This is a genomic window from Nostoc sp. CALU 546 (assembly GCF_048836525.1).
On record NZ_JAWJTF010000004.1, the window covers coordinates 21700 to 38956 of the forward strand.

The 17257-nt window shown below is 43.7% G+C and carries 13 protein-coding genes; 11 read left to right on the forward strand and 2 right to left on the reverse strand.

Annotated features, from left to right (window positions below; all coding sequences use genetic code 11):
* Positions 1–81: 81 nt before the first annotated feature.
* Positions 82–435: a hypothetical protein gene (locus RRG12_RS03000; RefSeq protein WP_069074699.1), complete on the reverse strand. Its 354-nt coding sequence runs from the start codon at positions 433–435 to the stop codon at positions 82–84.
* 340 nt (positions 436–775) lie between these two features.
* Here RRG12_RS03000 and RRG12_RS03005 point away from each other — a divergent pair, with 340 nt between their 5' ends.
* From RRG12_RS03005 to RRG12_RS03020, 4 genes are all read left to right on the forward strand, one after another.
* Positions 776–1294, forward strand: coding sequence for a hypothetical protein (locus tag RRG12_RS03005; protein WP_420758300.1), 519 nt, complete (start codon positions 776–778; stop codon positions 1292–1294).
* Positions 1295–1447: 153 nt separating this feature from the next.
* Positions 1448–2602 carry an NAD-dependent epimerase/dehydratase family protein gene (locus tag RRG12_RS03010; protein ID WP_069074701.1) on the forward strand — a complete coding sequence of 385 codons (1155 nt, stop codon included), beginning with the start codon at positions 1448–1450 and terminating at the stop codon, positions 2600–2602.
* Positions 2603–3068: 466 nt separating this feature from the next.
* Positions 3069–4214 carry a glycosyltransferase family 4 protein gene (locus RRG12_RS03015; RefSeq protein ID WP_420758301.1) on the forward strand — a complete coding sequence of 382 codons (1146 nt, stop codon included), beginning with the start codon at positions 3069–3071 and terminating at the stop codon, positions 4212–4214.
* 116 nt (positions 4215–4330) lie between these two features.
* The gene (locus tag RRG12_RS03020; protein ID WP_420758302.1) at positions 4331–6928 is read left to right on the forward strand and encodes a GAF domain-containing protein; all 2598 of its coding nucleotides are present in this window, start codon (positions 4331–4333) and stop codon (positions 6926–6928) included.
* Between the two features lie 76 nt (positions 6929–7004).
* Here the strand turns inward: RRG12_RS03020 and RRG12_RS03025 are convergent, their stop codons facing one another.
* The gene (locus RRG12_RS03025; protein WP_069074704.1) at positions 7005–7280 is read right to left on the reverse strand and encodes a DUF7219 family protein; all 276 of its coding nucleotides are present in this window, start codon (positions 7278–7280) and stop codon (positions 7005–7007) included.
* Positions 7281–7966: 686 nt separating this feature from the next.
* Between RRG12_RS03025 and purC the strand changes: the two genes are divergently transcribed.
* The 7 genes from purC to RRG12_RS03060 all read left to right on the forward strand — a co-directional run bounded on the left by purC (position 7967) and on the right by RRG12_RS03060 (position 16968).
* Positions 7967–8704: a phosphoribosylaminoimidazolesuccinocarboxamide synthase gene (gene purC, locus RRG12_RS03030; RefSeq protein ID WP_420758303.1), complete on the forward strand. Its 738-nt coding sequence runs from the start codon at positions 7967–7969 to the stop codon at positions 8702–8704.
* A 141-nt stretch (positions 8705–8845) separates the two neighbouring features.
* The gene (locus RRG12_RS03035) at positions 8846–11407 is read left to right on the forward strand and encodes a BamA/TamA family outer membrane protein (RefSeq protein ID WP_069074706.1); all 2562 of its coding nucleotides are present in this window, start codon (positions 8846–8848) and stop codon (positions 11405–11407) included.
* Positions 11408–11618: 211 nt separating this feature from the next.
* Complete coding sequence (gene lpxC / locus RRG12_RS03040; protein ID WP_420758304.1) at positions 11619–12467, forward strand: UDP-3-O-acyl-N-acetylglucosamine deacetylase; 849 nt, start codon at positions 11619–11621, stop codon at positions 12465–12467.
* Positions 12468–12566: 99 nt separating this feature from the next.
* Positions 12567–13091, forward strand: coding sequence for a 3-hydroxyacyl-ACP dehydratase FabZ (fabZ, locus tag RRG12_RS03045; protein WP_420758305.1), 525 nt, complete (start codon positions 12567–12569; stop codon positions 13089–13091).
* A gap of 309 nt (positions 13092–13400) precedes the next feature.
* Entirely contained in the window at positions 13401–14219 is an 819-nt protein-coding gene (gene lpxA / locus RRG12_RS03050; protein WP_420758306.1) for an acyl-ACP--UDP-N-acetylglucosamine O-acyltransferase, read from the forward strand.
* 177 nt (positions 14220–14396) lie between these two features.
* Entirely contained in the window at positions 14397–15566 is a 1170-nt protein-coding gene (lpxB, locus tag RRG12_RS03055) for a lipid-A-disaccharide synthase (protein ID WP_420758307.1), read from the forward strand.
* 133 nt (positions 15567–15699) lie between these two features.
* Entirely contained in the window at positions 15700–16968 is a 1269-nt protein-coding gene (locus tag RRG12_RS03060) for a DNA cytosine methyltransferase (RefSeq protein ID WP_420758308.1), read from the forward strand.
* The last annotated feature ends 289 nt before the right edge of the window (positions 16969–17257 follow it).

Here is a 17257-nt window from a genome sequence, read left to right on the forward strand (position 1 = left end):
AGACCTTATAGAGACAGTAGAGACATTGCTTCTGGTAAAGACAACCGAATCATGAATGAATAATTCATAATTCCTATTTATTTAGCAAGGAACTAACTCTTCCTCACCTTTGGGATGGGTTTCATCTTCATCCATCTCATCAATGGAAAGATGCTCTTGACCAACTAATCCTGGTTGATTGCCCAAAGCAACCAGTTCCCCATCACGTAAAATTAGTGAACTATCACAAGTTGGGCATGAATAAACTCTATGAGTCCGCCCATAAGAAGAATCTTCCGCCTCGTCAACCAATTCTGAATTAGATAGGTAAAAAACGAGGGCACGTTCGGCAAGCTCTGACATTGGTTCGGAATCGACTGCTGAACGAATCTTCAGTTTCTTGTGCAACTCTGGCGATAAATACAAAGTGACCTTTTGCTTAGTTTGCGTTTGCATATAACTCTTTAACGGTCTTACCCGGGTATGTATATCAAGTTATAGGTTCTTTTATTAGTTGTCAAGACAGTAAAGCGTTTTGACGCTAATTTTGTTACATTCATTTACATTCTCGACTGAGATGCTATTTATAAATAGCCATCATCAACTGTATGCAGCAGAAAACTTGATGGGTTGTGGTTCGTAGTCAGTGGCTCTAACCCTTGAAATTGAGCAATTTATCGCTGACTACAAATCTAATGTTGTGGCAGACTACTAGTTGGCTGATTGAGAATGGTGCAATATCTGAGTTTCTGGTATTTCTATAAAATCAGTGACTTTGACAAAATGTGTAATGTAAATGGCGACTGCTAATAAAACCTGTAGTTTGGGGCGAATAATTTATCGGTTTGCAGCCAGTGTTAGCGGAGTCATTGCCCTGTTAATAATCCTGTGGGGTTGTACTGCCAATGATTTTAACGCCGGAGCGATCGCCTGGAAAACTTATAGCAACTCCCGTTATGGCTTTGAATTTCCATATCCGAGTAACTGGACTTCTTTAGCAGTCCCAACAAATGATGATGGAATTGCGTTTATTTCACCACAGGATAACACCGTGGAAATTCGGGGATGGGCAAGTCAGTATCTACCAAATGATCAAGAGACCGGAAAAAAGCTAAAATCCAACTTTCAAACAGCCCAAGGAGTATCAGGGGTAATGGTTGTAGAAGTTGATCAGCGAGTAGGTTCAATGACACTGACACTAACTCAAAGTCAAGTGAAATACTATTGGCAGGGACGAAGCAAGAGCCAAGAATTTCCAGAGTACTATCGTTTGTTTTATTACATTGCTCAACAGTATCGGATTTTAAAGTTTTGAAATTTGAGCATTGGTTGTTAATTCTTCTCCCCTTGCCTCCCTTGCTTTTTCCCCGCTCTCCACTTCCCAAAATCCACATTTCCCTCAGAATGATGATTAAGAGGGGACAGAAACCTGGTAGATTTAGCTATCAGCGAGTAAAAACTGGTGAAGATGAAAGTCCTGGTTATTGGTGGTGATGGATATTGCGGTTGGGCAACTGCTCTTTACCTTTCCAATCGAGGTTATGAAGTTGGAATTTTAGATAGTTTGGTGCGGCGGCACTGGGATAATGAACTTGGTGTTGAAACTCTCACTCCGATCGCACTAATTCAACAACGTCTCCAGCGCTGGCAAGATTTGACAGGTAAATCGATCGACTTGTTCATCGGCGATATTACGAATTACGAATTTCTCCATAAAACATTACAGCAGTTTCAGCCAAATGCTCTGGTGCATTTTGGTGAACAGCGTTCGGCCCCATTTTCCATGATTGACCGAGAACATGCAGTTGTTACCCAGGTCAATAATGTAGTTGGGACGTTGAACTTACTGTACGCCATGCGGGAAGATTTCCCGGACTGTCATTTAGTGAAGCTGGGGACGATGGGTGAATACGGTACACCCAACATCGATATAGAAGAAGGGTATATCACCATTGAACACAATGGACGCAAGGATACCCTACCTTATCCCAAGCAGCCCGGTTCAATGTACCATTTGAGCAAAGTCCATGATAGTCATAACATTCATTTTGCTTGCCGGATTTGGGGATTGCGGGCAACAGATTTAAACCAGGGTGTAGTTTATGGCGTCTTAACCGAAGAGACGGGAATGGACGAACTATTGATTAATCGGCTGGATTACGATGGTGTGTTTGGTACAGCACTAAACCGCTTTTGTATTCAAGCAGCAATTGGACATCCGTTAACTGTCTACGGTAAAGGTGGACAAACTCGCGGATTTTTAGATATTCGGGATACAGTCAGATGTGTAGAATTAGCGATCGCTAACCCTGCACAACCAGGTGAATTCCGCGTATTTAACCAATTTACCGAACAATTCAGCGTCGGTGACTTGGCCTTGATGGTGAAAAAAGCTGGTAACGCTATGGGATTGAGCGTAGAAATCAATCACCTAGATAATCCCAGAGTTGAAAAAGAAGAACATTACTTCAACGCTAAAAATACAAAATTGCTCGATTTAGGTTTACAGCCTCACTTGCTCTCTGATTCTCTACTCGATTCTCTGTTAAACTTTGCCATCAAGTATCAGAAACGAGTTGATCACAAACAAATTCTGCCTAAAGTCTCTTGGCACAGAAATTAAGTTAAACCCCAGTAAATCGTGGGTCTAAAATTGGTCGTCGTATTTTAGCACAATATGACGACCAACCATTTATTATTTATCGAGGATGTTGGAGGCAGAGGGCAGGATGAGCTACCGCTGCGCTATCTGTAACAGCCCGCAACCATAGGGTCTTGGGTTTAAGACAAGAACTCCAAAAATTCTAGTTTTGTGGCTCTTTTTCAGGAGGGGTTTGAATCCTATAAGTGAAAAAACCTCCTGCCTCCTGCCTTCTGCCTCCTGCCTTCTGCCTCCTGCCTCCTGCCTCCTGCCTCCCGCCTCCTGCCTCCTTCAACAGGCGTATCGTCCAGCTACTACTAAATTTGCCGTTTACTACAGTTATTTTGACTGTGCAAAATTGATTACAGCACACGAGACAGTTTATTCTGTGTTTAAAGCAAAATGCACTCTTAAGCTGAGATTATCTGCCTGGACTGAATAGTTTTATATGAGAATTGCTCTATTTACCGAAACCTTTTTACCCAAGGTTGACGGCATTGTAACGCGCCTGCGCCATACTGTTGATCATCTACAGCGTAGTGGTAATCAAGTGATGGTGATTGCCCCTGATGGAGGCATCACAGAACACAAAGGCGCTAAAGTTTACGGCGTTAGTGGCTTTCCTCTGCCATTGTATCCAGAATTGCAAATGGCATTACCCCGCCCAGCTATTGGTTATGTTTTAGAAGAGTTTAAGCCAGATGTTATTCATGTGGTGAATCCAGCCGTTTTGGGTTTAGCAGGCATATTTTACAGCAAAATCCTCAAAATCCCCTTAGTGGCGTCTTACCATACCCATCTACCCCAATATCTTCAGCACTATGGCTTGGGTATGCTGGAAGGTGTTCTTTGGGAACTGTTGAAAGGCGCTCATAATCAAGCAGCTTTGAATCTGTGTACCTCCACAGCAATGGTGGAGGAACTGACAGCACACGGTATCGAACGTGTAGATTTATGGCAACGTGGGGTGGATACAGAATTATTTCACCCCGATCTAGCTAATGTAGAAATGCGATCGCATTTATCACAAAATCATCCAGAAAGTCCATTGCTACTTTACGTTGGACGGCTTTCTGCTGAAAAAGAAATTGAGCGCATCAAACCAATTTTAGAGGCAATTCCCCAAGCGCGGTTGGCATTGGTTGGGGATGGGCCCCATCGTCAAGCACTGGAAAAACACTTTGCTGGCACAAACACTTATTTTGTTGGCTATCTCATGGGGCAAGAATTAGGTTCTGCCTTTGCAAGTGCTGATGCTTTTATCTTTCCCTCCCGTACAGAAACACTAGGCTTAGTACTACTAGAAGCGATGGCCGCTGGCTGTCCAGTGGTAGCAGCCCGTTCGGGGGGAATTCCTGATATTGTGACAGATGGGGTAAATGGATATCTTTTCGAGCCAACAGCAGATGTTCAAGGGGCGTTAGCTGCTACTGTCCGCCTCCTAGAACAAAAACAACAACGAGACATCATTCGTCAAAATGCTCGCCAGGAAGCAGAAAGTTGGGGTTGGGCAGCCGCCACCAGACAGCTACAAGATTATTACCAAAAGGTAATATTTTCTGAACAGTTAGCAAAATCGGGGAGTAGGGAGTAGGGAGTGGGGAGTGGGGAGATGAGGGAGATAAGGGAGCAGGGGGAGATAAATAACTCCTAACTCCTGACTCACAACGTCCAAAATCTAAAATCTAAAATCTAAAATCTAAAATTACCATGACACTCCCCAATCCTGGCAGCGTCTTGGCTACATTAACTGAACTGACTCAAGTTAATCGTACTCACGCTCTACTACGTCGCGTCAAAGATTTATCTGTTAATGAATTTGTTTGCTTACTCGACTTTATAACTGCTGAATTCCAGCAATTTCTTAGAGCTATTGAACTAATCAATAATGAAGCTCTAGAAACTATGTTGGAAAAGGTACTAGAAGCTATCACACTCAAAATTGGTCAAATTCTGCAAGCAGAACACACAGCCATTTTTTTAGTTGACTATGACAAAGGTCAACTGTGGTCAAAAGTTCCTCAAGATAATAGCCAAAAATTCTTAGAAATTCGTACTCCCATTACAGTGGGTATCCCCGGTCATGTTGCCAGTACCGGTCAATATCTCAATATATCTGAAACTTATACTCATCCCCTATTTAGCCCAGAACTTGAAAAACAAATGGGCTATAAAATCCGTAATATTTTATGTATGCCCGTTATTAGTAGCAAAAACCAGACTGTCGCGGTAGTGCAACTGGCTAATAAAACTGGAAATGTTCCGTTTAATCATGATGATGAAGAACGTTTTCGAGACTTTGCTGCTTCTATTGGTATTATTCTGGAAAGCTGCCAATCTTTTTATGTAGCTGCTCGTAATCAAAGAGGCGCAACAGCTTTGTTGCGGGCAACTCAGACACTAGGGCAAAGTCTTGATTTAGAAGCAACTTTGCAGATAGTCATGGAGCAAGCCCGGATTTTAATGCAAGCAGACCGCAGCACACTGTTTTTATATCGTAAAGAGATGAGCGAACTCTGGACGAAAGTTGCAGCGGCGGCGGATGGCACAAACTTGATAGAAATCCGTATTCCCGCTAACCGTGGCATTGCTGGTTATGTAGCTTCCACTGGTGAAGCCGTAAATATTTCCGATGCTTATAAAGATCCCCGCTTTGACCCAACGACAGATAGTAAAACTGGTTATGTAACTCGCAATATCCTCTGTTTGCCAGTATTTAATTCTGCAAATGAATTGATTGGAGTCACGCAATTAATTAATAAGCAACAAAGCAGTTTTACTGCTTCTGATGAAGAATTTATGCGGGCTTTTAATATTCAGGCAGGAATTGCTTTAGAAAATGCCCGTCTGTTTGAAAATGTGCTGTTAGAAAAACAGTATCAAAAAGACATTTTACAAAGTCTGTCAGATGCGGTGATTTCTACAGATATGGCAGGACAGATTGTCACAATTAATGATGCGGCCTTGCAATTGCTGGGTTGTCCGATAGGAGATTCTAATAGCAAGAACAACAAGCTTTTGTGGGAACAAAATTTGATTGGCCGCTTAGTTTGGGAAGTTGTGCCAATTGAAAATCTCCAAATGCGACTAGAAGATAGTTTAAAAACTGGAGCTAAACATTATGTGCCAGAACAAAGTTTGATGCTGGGACTTTATCAAGTTATGAGTGAGGAGTTAGGAGTTAAAAATGGAACTCAACACTCAAAATTCAAAACTCAGGATTCGATTTTCGCACTACGCGATCGCACTAACCCCGATTTTTTCATTCCCTGGAATCTACCCCTCACTCCCCAATCTGAGTTTCTCACCGCTGATGAGGTACAAACACTAGAGCGCAGTATCAATCTCACTGTTAATCCCCTAACTAACCCAGAAGGCGGTGTCCGCGGTGGTTTGGTGGTGTTGGAAGACATTAGTCAGGAAAAACGGATGAAAACTACTATGTCTCGCTACCTAACGCCCCATGTCGCTGAACAAGTTATGGCACTGGGGGAAGACGCTTTAATGGTGGGTGAGCGTAAGGAAGTAACCATCTTGTTTTCTGATATCCGGGGCTACACAACACTTACAGAAAATCTCGGTGCAGCTGAAGTAGTATTGCTGCTCAATCAGTATTTTGAAACGATGGTAGAGGCGGTTTTTAACCACGAAGGCACTCTCGATAAATTTATTGGTGATGCCTTAATGGCGGTATTTGGTGCGCCGCTACCACTGACAGAAAATCATGCTTGGAGGGCTGTGCAGTCAGCTTTAGATATGAGACGACGCTTAGATGAATTTAACCAACGGCGGATTATTCAGGCGCAGCCACAAATTCGTATTGGTATTGGGATTAGTTCTGGGGATGTGGTTTCGGGTAATATTGGTTCCCGCAAACGGATGGATTACACCGTAATTGGTGATGGTGTAAATTTGAGTTCGCGCTTAGAAGCAGTAACCAAGGATTATGGTTGTGATATTCTTTTAAGTGAATTTACTTACCAATTGTGCAGTGATCGCATTTGGGTGCGCCAGTTAGATAAAATCCGAGTCAAAGGGAAACACCAGGCAGTTAATATCTACGAGTTAATTGGCGATCGCAATACTCCCCTAGATGCCAAAATCCAAGAGTTTTTGTTTCACTATCATACTGGACGCGCGGCTTATTTATCGCGCAACTTCTCACAAGCGATCGCCAGTTTTAAAGCCGCCAAATCCATCCAACCCCAAGACCAAGCTGTTGATATCCACCTAGAACGCGCACATAATTATCAACAAACGCCGCCCCCAGAGTCCTGGGATGGTGTCTGGACAATGCTTACTAAGTAGTCGTCATGGGGCATAGGGAATTGGTTATTAATTTTGCTCCCCTGCTCCCCTGCTCCCTCATCTTTGCGTCTCGCGTTCAACCTTCAACCTCTCCCTGGTCATCCTGAAACGGGTCTTCGCCAATTCGAAGTTCTTTCTTTGAGTGTTTCAACTGTTTCCATAGCTCCTTTATTTGTTTGTAAGCTTCACCTGGAGGCAGTTTTCCACCTGTTTCTAAATTGCAAATGTAGCTTACTCGCTGGGCAAATTCCTGTAGATTTGCATTAAAAACCAAGTTTTCAGGCTTTACCTGACCGTAGTAGCGGCCACGAGGAAAGAGAAAATCATCTTTGTTCACTATGTTTTTTTCCATTTATTCAATTTACTTTGTGTTTGGATCTCTTAAGCTGACTCACTAGCTGCCTTGATCTTTACTTTCGTCAGACTTGGGGAAATCAAATCATTCAACTCCTTTTTCAATTGGCGATGCAGGAATTGGTTGACTCAGATTTTGATACTAAAGGAGAAAGCTTAAAATACTTTTGTTGTAAATGTTACAGAAAAAAGTTTCTGCTAAAGTAACTAGAGAGAAATTTGATTTTCCTCCCAGTTGTCAATTTATCTCATCTTAATTTATGAAGTTCCAATTGTAATTAACTTCAGTCGAAACCCGGAGTCAAAAACTATTAAAACATATCCGTATATCTTGCTAAAATTTTACCCGCAAGAATAGCTACATTTTAAACAGTAAAACTACTTAGAAGAATATACTAGATACCAAAGCTAATTGTCCTCTGTTAAAAGTTAGAGATTTAGTAGTGAGTATTTAGCAGAGGTTTTCCAGAACCCGTGAAAAGTCAGATTCAGCAATATGAGGGGCGTTGGGCATGGTTATTTTCCTTGTCCTCCTTGTCCCTTTTATTTCCTTTGTTTTCCTCTGCCCAATTATCGGTAGCTCCGCTTCCTCTTCAACAATGGCTAATAGTTAATAACTAAAGATAAAATGGTGAAGCCTCAAAGGACAACTTGTGTCCATCGCCTAAAACTTTATCTGCCACCATGTCTGTTAATTCCAAGTTATACGAAGGCAAAGCTAAAATTCTCTATACAACGGACGATCCGGAAATCCTGTTGGCTGATTTTAAGGATGACGCCACGGCGTTTAACGCCCAAAAACGTGGCAATATCCAAGGGAAAGGAAAAATAAATTGTAGCATTTCCAGCCAGCTTTTTAAACAGCTAGAGGCTTATGGTATAAAGACTCACTTTATTGATAGCCCTGCCCCGAATCAGATGCGGGTGAGGGCAGTAAAGATTTTACCCTTAGAAGTGGTGATCAGAAATATTGCTGCTGGTAGTCTGTGTCAGCAAACAGGTTTACCAGTGGGTACAATTCTGAAACAGCCTTTGGTTGAGTTTTATTACAAAAACGATCAGTTAGGAGATCCATTGTTGACACGCGATCGCCTATACCTGCTAGAACTAGCTACTGCGGAACAAGTAGACGCAATTACACATCTTGCATTGCAAATCAACGAATTTCTCAATAATTTTTGGCAGCGGTGCGGCATTACTCTAGTAGACTTCAAACTAGAATTTGGTTTGGACTCACAACAGCAGTTGCTCTTGGCAGATGAAATTAGCCCCGACACCTGCCGTTTGTGGGATACCGCAGAAGAAGACTTAAACCGCCGGGTAATGGACAAAGACCGTTTTCGCCGAGACTTAGGAAATGTAGAGGATGCTTACCAGGAGGTTTTACAAAGAGTGCTAAAAGCAGTAGAGAGTAATAGTTAAGTGGGTAAAAATCAATTAAACTCGTGTGGATTGTCCTTTGTCAATTTGTCAATTGTCCTTTGTCATACACCAATGACCAATGACCAATGACTAATGACTATTTGTGATGGTGTGTGGTCGTGAAGAGGAATTATAAGTAAAATGCGTTTATCTCCCGTATTGCTGGCAGTAGTAGCAATTACAGTCCCTTTCGGCGGTTCATTGAGTGCAAATGCAGAAACCGCCAACAGTTCAAAACAGACAACAGAAGTTTTGACACTAGAAACAAATCAGCAGCCAGAAAAGGACACAGGTCAGGTTGACTCTAGTAAAAGTTTAGAATCTCGACCTAATCCCACCGGGGATATAGAGGCGGATAAATCCCGCATTGTCGCAGTTTACCCTGCCAACCCAGCAGCGATGCCTGGGTTGGGCTACGCCTACGCGAATCCAGAGGTAATTGTGCCAACCTCCACAACGCCAACAACTGCACAAACCCCTGAAATAGCTCCTAGCCCTACTCAACAGCCGTCTCCCGCTCCAGATATTCCACTCCCAGATAGTCAACAAACAACGCCTTCCCCAACTCCTGAGACAACTCCAGTCCCAGAAAATGTCAACCCCCCTGTAACGGAACCTGTATTACCTACAATTCCAGGAGATACTCAACAGCCATCTCCCACTCTTGATATTCCACTCCCAGGTAGTCAACAACGAACACCTGCCCCAAGCCCAGGAACTCCAGGAGATATTCAACAGCCATCTCCCACTCCCGACATTCCACTCCCAGATAGTCAACAACGAACACCTGACCCAGCCCCAGGCACTACTCCAGAAAATACACAACCCGGCGCAGCCCCAGAAGCCAATGACCCCCGCGTACTGGTGTCGGAAGTAGTAATTAGATCACAGACTGGACAACTATCATCAGAACTAGAAGACCAAGTTTACAGAGTAATTCGTACCCAACCAGGACAAACGACAACCCGCAGCCAACTGCAAGAAGATATTAACGCCATCTTTGGGACTGGCTTCTTTTCCAACGTCCAAGCAGCGCCAGAAGATACCCCCTTGGGAGTGCGGGTGAGCTTTGTTGTGCAGCCTAACCCCGTCCTGAGCAAAGTAGAAGTGCAAGCCAATCCTGGCACTGGTGTCGCTTCTGTACTCCCAGCGAATACTGTTGATGAAGTATTTAAAGAGCAGTATGGCAGAATCCTCAACTTGCGTGACTTGCAAGAAGGCATCAAGCAGTTAAACAAGCGCTATCAAGACCAAGGTTACGTACTAGCCAACGTGATTGGAGCGCCACAAGTCTCTGAAAACGGGGTTGTTACCTTACAAGTAGCAGAAGGGGTAGTAGAAAACATTCGAGTCAGGTTCCGCAATAAAGATGGTCAGGAGACAGACGAGAAGGGACAACCAATTCGGGGACGGACACAGGATTACATCATTACGCGAGAAGTGGAGTTGAAGCCAGGACAAGTATTCAATCGCAACACAGTCCAAAGAGACTTACAGCGCGTGTATGGACTGGGACTTTTTGAAGATGTGAATGTGTCCCTTGACCCTGGTACTGACCCCAGCAAGGTGGATGTAGTAGTGAATGTAGCTGAACGTAGCAGCGGTTCTATTGCCGCTGGGGCAGGGATTAGTTCTGCAAGCGGACTTTTTGGAACAGTTAGCTATCAACAGCAAAACCTGAACGGTAGGAACCAAAAACTGGGAGCAGAAGTACAGGTGGGAGAACGGGAACTGCTGTTTGACCTGCGATTCACAGACCCCTGGATTGCCGGAGATCCTTACCGGACTTCTTACACAACCAATCTTTTCCGCCGTAGTTCCATTTCGTTGATTTTTGATGGCAAAGATCAAGATATTAGAACATTTGATCCAGGTGATCCCAATAATACAGATTCTCAGGATCGCCCCCGTATTCTCCGTCTAGGTGGTGGTGTCACCTTTACCCGTCCCCTATCTGCTAATCCCTACAAAAGTTCAGTATGGACTGCCTCCGCGGGTTTCCAGTATCAACGAGTTTCCGCCCGTGATGCCGAGGGCGATGTCAGAGAAAATGGTGCAGTATTCGATGATAATGGCAACCTTATCCCCGGAACCGATGTTCCACTGAGCTTTTCTGGTTCAGGTGAAGATGATTTAGTGCTATTGCAACTAGGGGCACAGCGCGATCTCCGTAATAACCCTCTGCAACCCACTAGCGGTTCTTACCTCCGCTTCGGAGTAGACCAGTCAGTGCCTATAGGACAAGGTAACATTTTCCTTACCAGATTGCGGGGTAGCTACAGCCAATATTTACCTGTTCAATTGATTAACCTCAGCAAAGGGGCACAAACCTTAGCATTTAATGTGCAAGCAGGAACCATACTCGGTGACTTGCCTCCCTACGAAGCCTTTACCATCGGCGGTAGCAATTCCGTCCGAGGTTATGAAGAAGGAGCATTAGGTAGTGGACGCTCTTATGTGCAAGCATCAGTTGAGTATCGGTTTCCAGTTTTTTCAGTAGTCAGCGGCGCACTATTTTTTGATCTCGGCACTGACTTGGGAACTAGTACTAGGGCGGCTGAAGTATTGAACAAAAATGGCAGTGGCTTCGGCTATGGTCTTGGCGTTCGCGTTCAGTCTCCACTGGGGCCAATTCGGATTGACTACGGTATTAACGATGATGGTGATAGCCGGATTAATTTCGGTATTGGCGAAAGATTTTAATTTGTCATTTGTCATTGGTCATTTGTCATTGGTCATTGGTGAATAACAAAGAACTAATGACAATTCTCTTTTCCTAATTAGCTTGCTAATTTTTACATTTACCTCAATACTGTTCCGATAAAGGGATTAATGACATTTTTAGGGGAATATCAGGGATTTTACCAAAACAGACGATGAACAATACTGAAGGAAATATATTGACTTTTCGGCTATGCAACAGCACACTCTAGCAGCGGAAATCACCCAAATAGGGGTGGGACTGCATAGCGGTGTGAGTACCCAGGTGCGGATACTACCAGCTGAGGCGGGAAGTGGACGTTACTTTGTGCGGGTGGATTTACCGGATTTACCGATTATTCCAGCCGAAGTTGCGGCAGTTAGTCACACTGTTCTCTCAACTCAGTTGGGTAAGGGTGAGGTATCTGTTCGCACGGTAGAGCATTTGTTGGCAGCGCTTTCGGGTATGGGCGTGGATAATGCCCGGATTGAAATTGATGGCCCAGAAGTCCCACTTTTAGATGGTTCAGCAAGTGTGTGGACAACCAACATTACCCAAGTTGGTTTAGTATCACAACCCGTTGACAACCAAGTTCCCAAGGCTATTACAGAACCAATATGGGTCTATCAAGAGGATGCCTTTGTATCTGCTCTCCCAGCATCCGAAACCCGTTTTAGTTACGGTATTGATTTTAACCTGCCCGCCATTGGCAATCAATGGCATAGTTGGTCACTAACCGCTGAACTAGGAGAAGTTTCTGCTAGCTTTGCCGCAGAAATTGCTCCCGCCCGTACTTTTGGGTTATTGCATCAAATTGAACACTTACAAAAAACAGGGTTAATCAAAGGTGGCAGTTTGGATAATGCACTCGTTTGTGGCCCAGAAGGCTGGCTAAATCCACCATTGAGATTTGCAAATGAGCCAGTCCGTCATAAAATCTTGGATTTAGTAGGAGATTTAAGTTTACTAGGAACTTTTCCCCGTGCTCATTTCTTGGCGTATAAAGCCAGTCATAATTTACACATTCAACTGGCTCAAAGAATTTTAGATTTGGGATTTTAGATTTTGGATTAGAACTAAAGCTTAAAATCCAGGATTATTAAGGCTTTGGATATACGCCTGCCTACTCAACTTTCAGATGAAAAATCAACTACACGGTCAATGTCAATCCTCACTGAAGTGAATACCATCGATACGACTACATCTACCGAACCACAGACTATAAATGAGACTACAATCAGTTCTGTGATTAAAACGACTTTTACATCTGAAGAAATTCAGAAATTGCTACCACACCGCTACCCATTTTTACTTGTAGACAAAATAATTGACTACGTTCCAGGTAAAAAAGCAGTTGGCGTTAAAAATGTCACCATCAACGAACCCCATTTCCAAGGACATTTCCCTGAACGTCCACTGATGCCAGGGGTGCTAATTGTCGAAGCAATGGCACAAGTTGGAGGCATTGTCCTAACTCAAATGTCTTCGGTAGAAGGCGGGCTGTTTGTCTTCGCTGGTATCGATAAAGTTCGTTTTCGCCGCCAGGTCATACCGGGGGATCAACTAGTCATGACAGTGGAACTGTTATGGGTAAAACAACGTCGTTTCGGTAAGATGCAAGGTCGTGCCGAAGTTGACGGTCAACTTGCTTGTGAAGGGGAATTAATGTTTTCTCTTGTTAACTAAAAGTTTGCTTTCGTGGTATGGCATAGCCGTGAAATGCCCCAACTGAATCCTGAAAAAGGATAACAGTTAAAAAAAATCCACAACAGCATCTGATAATTTCTTGATTTTCGACGCCCTCTTTACGAGATGCTACTCGAACACACTTAACTTGCTTTGCCCGACACTTTCGTTCACTGAAATATTTTACGCTCTACCAGTCGCCTCGATAGGACGATAGATAGTCTGTACAACTCTCTTAACCAGAGTAACACGCTGCCTCAAAAACCCTACCTGGCGCTGACTTATCAAGACAGTTCTGGAGATTCACCCTTGAAAACGCTAATTCATCCAACTGCTGTAATTCATCCTAAATCGGAACTCCACCATACAGTGCAAGTCGGTGCCTATGCTGTGATTGGAGCGCATGTCAAAGTGGGCCCTGAAACAATAATCGGCGCTCATGCAGTGCTAGAGGGGCCTTGTGAAATTGGGGCGCAAAATCAGATTTTTACAGGTGCAGCCATCGGCATGGAACCCCAGGATCTCAAGTTTGTGGGAGAACCAACCTGGGTCAAAATTGGTGATAACAACTTGATTCGTGAGTACGTTACCATTAACCGCGCTACCGGTGCTGGTGAAGCAACGGTGATTGGCGATGGTAACTTGCTGATGGCTTATGTCCATGTGGCTCATAACTGCGTGATTGAAGACCAGGTTGTGATTGCTAACTCTGTGGCGTTGGCAGGTCATGTCCATATAGAATCACGCGCTAGGCTGAGTGGGGTTTTAGGTGTCCATCAATTTGTACACATTGGTAGACACGCAATGGTGGGAGGTATGGCACGTATTGACCGGGATGTAGCTCCATATATGTTGGTGGAGGGAAATCCCGCGCGGGTGCGAACCCTCAACCTTGTCGGACTCAAACGGTCTGGTATGGACTCAACAGATTTACAAATGCTGAAAAAAGCCTTCCGCATTCTCTACCGTTCTGATTTGTCCTTTAAGGATGCTTTGGAACAGTTGGAATTGTTAGGGGATAGCGAAGAATTGCAACATCTGCGCCGCTTTATGCTGCTTTCTCAGATGCCAGGAAGGCGTGGCTTGATTCCCGGTAGAGGGAAAAAAGGCACGAGTGATGAATCGTGAGATGTGAGTTAGGAGAGACGCGATTAATCGCGTCTGTACAAAAGGTGGGAGTAGAGACGCGATTAATCGCGTCTCTACAGGAGTTATGAGTTGATGAATTGAATTTTTCACTCCTCACTCTTAACTCCTCACTTCTAACCATTCATTACTAAGTTTTTAATAATTACCAATTATCAAATGCGGATTTTTATCAGCACTGGCGAAGTATCTGGCGATTTACAAGGGTCGCTACTAATTACAGCGCTGAAGCGTCAAGCTATAGCGATTGGGTTGGAATTAGAGATTGTGGCGCTGGGTGGGGAAAAAATGGTAGAGGCTGGGGCAATTCTGCTGGGCAATACTAGTAGTATTGGCTCAATGGGTATTTTAGAAGGGCTGCCTTATATTTTACCGACTCTCCAGGTGCAACGTCAGGCGATCGCTTCCTTAAAACAAAATCCACCTGATTTAGTGGTGCTGATCGATTACATGAGTCCGAATATAGGAATTGGGACTTACATGAAACGGCAGTTACCAGATGTGCCTGTGGTGTATTACATTGCTCCCCAAGAGTGGGCTTGGTCATTAAGTTTGCGTAGAACTAACCGGATTGTTAGTTTTACAGATAAGCTTTTGGCAATTTTCCCACAGGAAGCCCGTTATTTTCGTGAGCAAGGGGCAAAAGTTAGTTGGGTAGGGCATCCATTGGTTGACCGAATGCAAGATGCTCCTAGTAGGGAAGCAGCCCGTGCAACACTGGGGATTGCACCAGAAGAAATTGCGATCGCACTTCTCCCCGCTTCTCGCCGCCAAGAACTAAAATATCTTTTACCAATTATTTTTCAAGCCGCCCAAACTATTCAAGCTAAATTACCTGAAGTTCGTTTCTGGATTCCCCTATCGCTGGAAGTCTATAGACAGCCAATTGAGGAGGCTATTGAGCGTTACGGTTTGCGGGCTACAGTTCTATCAGGTCAACAAAAAGAAGTTTTTGCTGCTGCTGATTTAGCCATTAGCAAATCTGGTACTGTCAACCTAGAACTTGCTCTGTTAAACGTGCCGCAAGTTGTAGTTTACCGCCTCAGTCCCCTGACTGCTTGGATAGCTCGTAAAATGCTCAAAGGTTCTATAAGCTTTGCATCGCCACCCAATTTAGTAGTGATGAAGCCAATTGTGCCAGAATTTTTACAAGAGGAAGCCACAGCCGAGAATATCATCCAAGCTGCGATGGAACTGTTACTCAATCCCAGTCGCAGAGAGCAAACTTTGGCAGATTATGAGGAAATGCGGCAGAGTTTAGGAGAAATTGGAGTGTGCGATCGCGCTGCTCAAGAAATTTTGCAAATGCTGCCGAGGAGTGGGGGTTAGGGACTGGGGACTGGGGACTGGGGACTGGGGACTGGGGACTGGGGACTGGGGACTGGGGACTGGGAAAATTTTGTATATTTAATACCTAATACCCAATACCCAATACCCAATACCCAATACCCTTGGAGGTGTTATGGCTTATGAGATGAAAAAACAAAGAGCGATCGCAGTTGATTTGTTTGCTGGCGCGGGCGGTATGACTCTTGGCTTTGAGCAAGCTGGTTTTGATGTGCTGGCGTCTGTGGAAATCGACCCGATCCACTGTGCAACACATGAGTTTAACTTCCCTTATTGCTCAGTGTTATGTAAAAGTGTTGTGGATACAACTGGGGAAGAAATTAGGAATCGGTCTAAGATTGGCGATCGCGAAATTGATGTGGTGATTTGTGGCTCACCTTGTCAAGGATTTTCTCTAATCGGTAAACGGGCTGTTGATGATCCCCGAAATTCTTTGGTGTTTCACTTCCATCGGCTGGTTTTTGAGCTAAAACCGAAATTTTTTGTAATGGAAAATGTCCGGGGGATTACAGTTGGTGAACATAAACAAATCCTCCAAAGCTTAATTAGCGAATTTAAAATTTACGGCTATAAAGTAGAAGAAAATTACCAAATTCTCAACGCTGCAAATTATGGAGTACCACAGTCCCGTGAGAGATTATTTCTTATAGGTGCAAGGGAGGATGTAGAGTTACCGAAATACCCTCAGCCAATTACTAAACAAGCATTACCAAATAATTTAAATTCTAAAAAAAAATCTGATATCCCATTAAGTCCTACAGTATGGGATGCAATTAGAGATTTACCTGAAATAGAAAAATATCCTGAGTTACTAACAAGAGATTGGGTTGTAGCAGAATATGAAAAACCTAGCAACTATGCTTTTATCCTTCGCGGTCTTAAATGCCTAAAGGATGATTATTCTTACAAACGTGAATATGATTTGCGAATACTTTATTCAAGTTTAAGAACAAAACATTCTGCGGAAACTATTCAACGTTTCCAGGAGACTCAACAAGGCGAGAGAGAAAAAATTAGTCGTTTTTATAAGCTTCATCCTGCTGGTGTCTGTAATACTTTAAGAGCCGGAACAGACAAATACAGAGGTTCTTTCACGTCTCCTAGACCAATTCATCCGACTACACCCCGCTGTATCACAGTCAGGGAAGCAGCGAGATTGCACTCTTACCCAGATTGGTTTAGATTTCATGTAACCAAATGGCACGGATTTCGGCAAGTTGGTAACTCTGTACCACCGTTACTAGCCAAGGCTGTGGCATCAGAAATTATTCGCAGTTTGAATATTTCGCCTTTTAAGCCGAGTTTCCGATACAAGTTGGGAGAGGAGAAGCTATTACAATTTAATATGTCGCAAGCGGCACAATATTATCAGTGTGAATATTGACACTCCCCGCGATAAATCGACGGGGATTCTTGGTTCAACGAGACCACTTAAACTAAGTTCCTTGCGTTACCTAGCCCAGAGGTGGGACTCTCCCCAAGCGTTAACTTTGGGTATGCCCTACCCTAGTTGCATTTCTGAGGCAGTGCTAACTTGCGGCTATGCCAACTTCAAACAACTGCCGTGCAAGTCCTGTTTAGTTTGAAACAAATAGTTCCAAAAATCTGAGTCGCCTAGCTCCTATAAATCTTTTACCTACTGCTAGGAGGAAACTAGAACAATGCAGTAGAAC

Coding starts and splice junctions, on each gene's coding strand:
- RRG12_RS03010 (WP_069074701.1), top strand. CDS start 1,448: ATGAAAGTCCTGGTTATTGGTGGTGATGGATATTGCGGTTGGGCAACT.
- RRG12_RS03035 (WP_069074706.1), top strand. CDS start 8,846: ATGCGTTTATCTCCCGTATTGCTGGCAGTAGTAGCAATTACAGTCCCT.
- RRG12_RS03005 (WP_420758300.1), top strand. CDS start 776: ATGGCGACTGCTAATAAAACCTGTAGTTTGGGGCGAATAATTTATCGG.
- fabZ (WP_420758305.1), top strand. CDS start 12,567: ATGTCAATCCTCACTGAAGTGAATACCATCGATACGACTACATCTACC.
- lpxC (WP_420758304.1), top strand. CDS start 11,619: ATGCAACAGCACACTCTAGCAGCGGAAATCACCCAAATAGGGGTGGGA.
- RRG12_RS03015 (WP_420758301.1), top strand. CDS start 3,069: ATGAGAATTGCTCTATTTACCGAAACCTTTTTACCCAAGGTTGACGGC.
- lpxB (WP_420758307.1), top strand. CDS start 14,397: ATGCGGATTTTTATCAGCACTGGCGAAGTATCTGGCGATTTACAAGGG.
- RRG12_RS03025 (WP_069074704.1), bottom strand. CDS start 7,280: ATGGAAAAAAACATAGTGAACAAAGATGATTTTCTCTTTCCTCGTGGC.
- RRG12_RS03000 (WP_069074699.1), bottom strand. CDS start 435: ATGCAAACGCAAACTAAGCAAAAGGTCACTTTGTATTTATCGCCAGAG.
- RRG12_RS03060 (WP_420758308.1), top strand. CDS start 15,700: ATGGCTTATGAGATGAAAAAACAAAGAGCGATCGCAGTTGATTTGTTT.
- purC (WP_420758303.1), top strand. CDS start 7,967: ATGTCTGTTAATTCCAAGTTATACGAAGGCAAAGCTAAAATTCTCTAT.
- RRG12_RS03020 (WP_420758302.1), top strand. CDS start 4,331: ATGACACTCCCCAATCCTGGCAGCGTCTTGGCTACATTAACTGAACTG.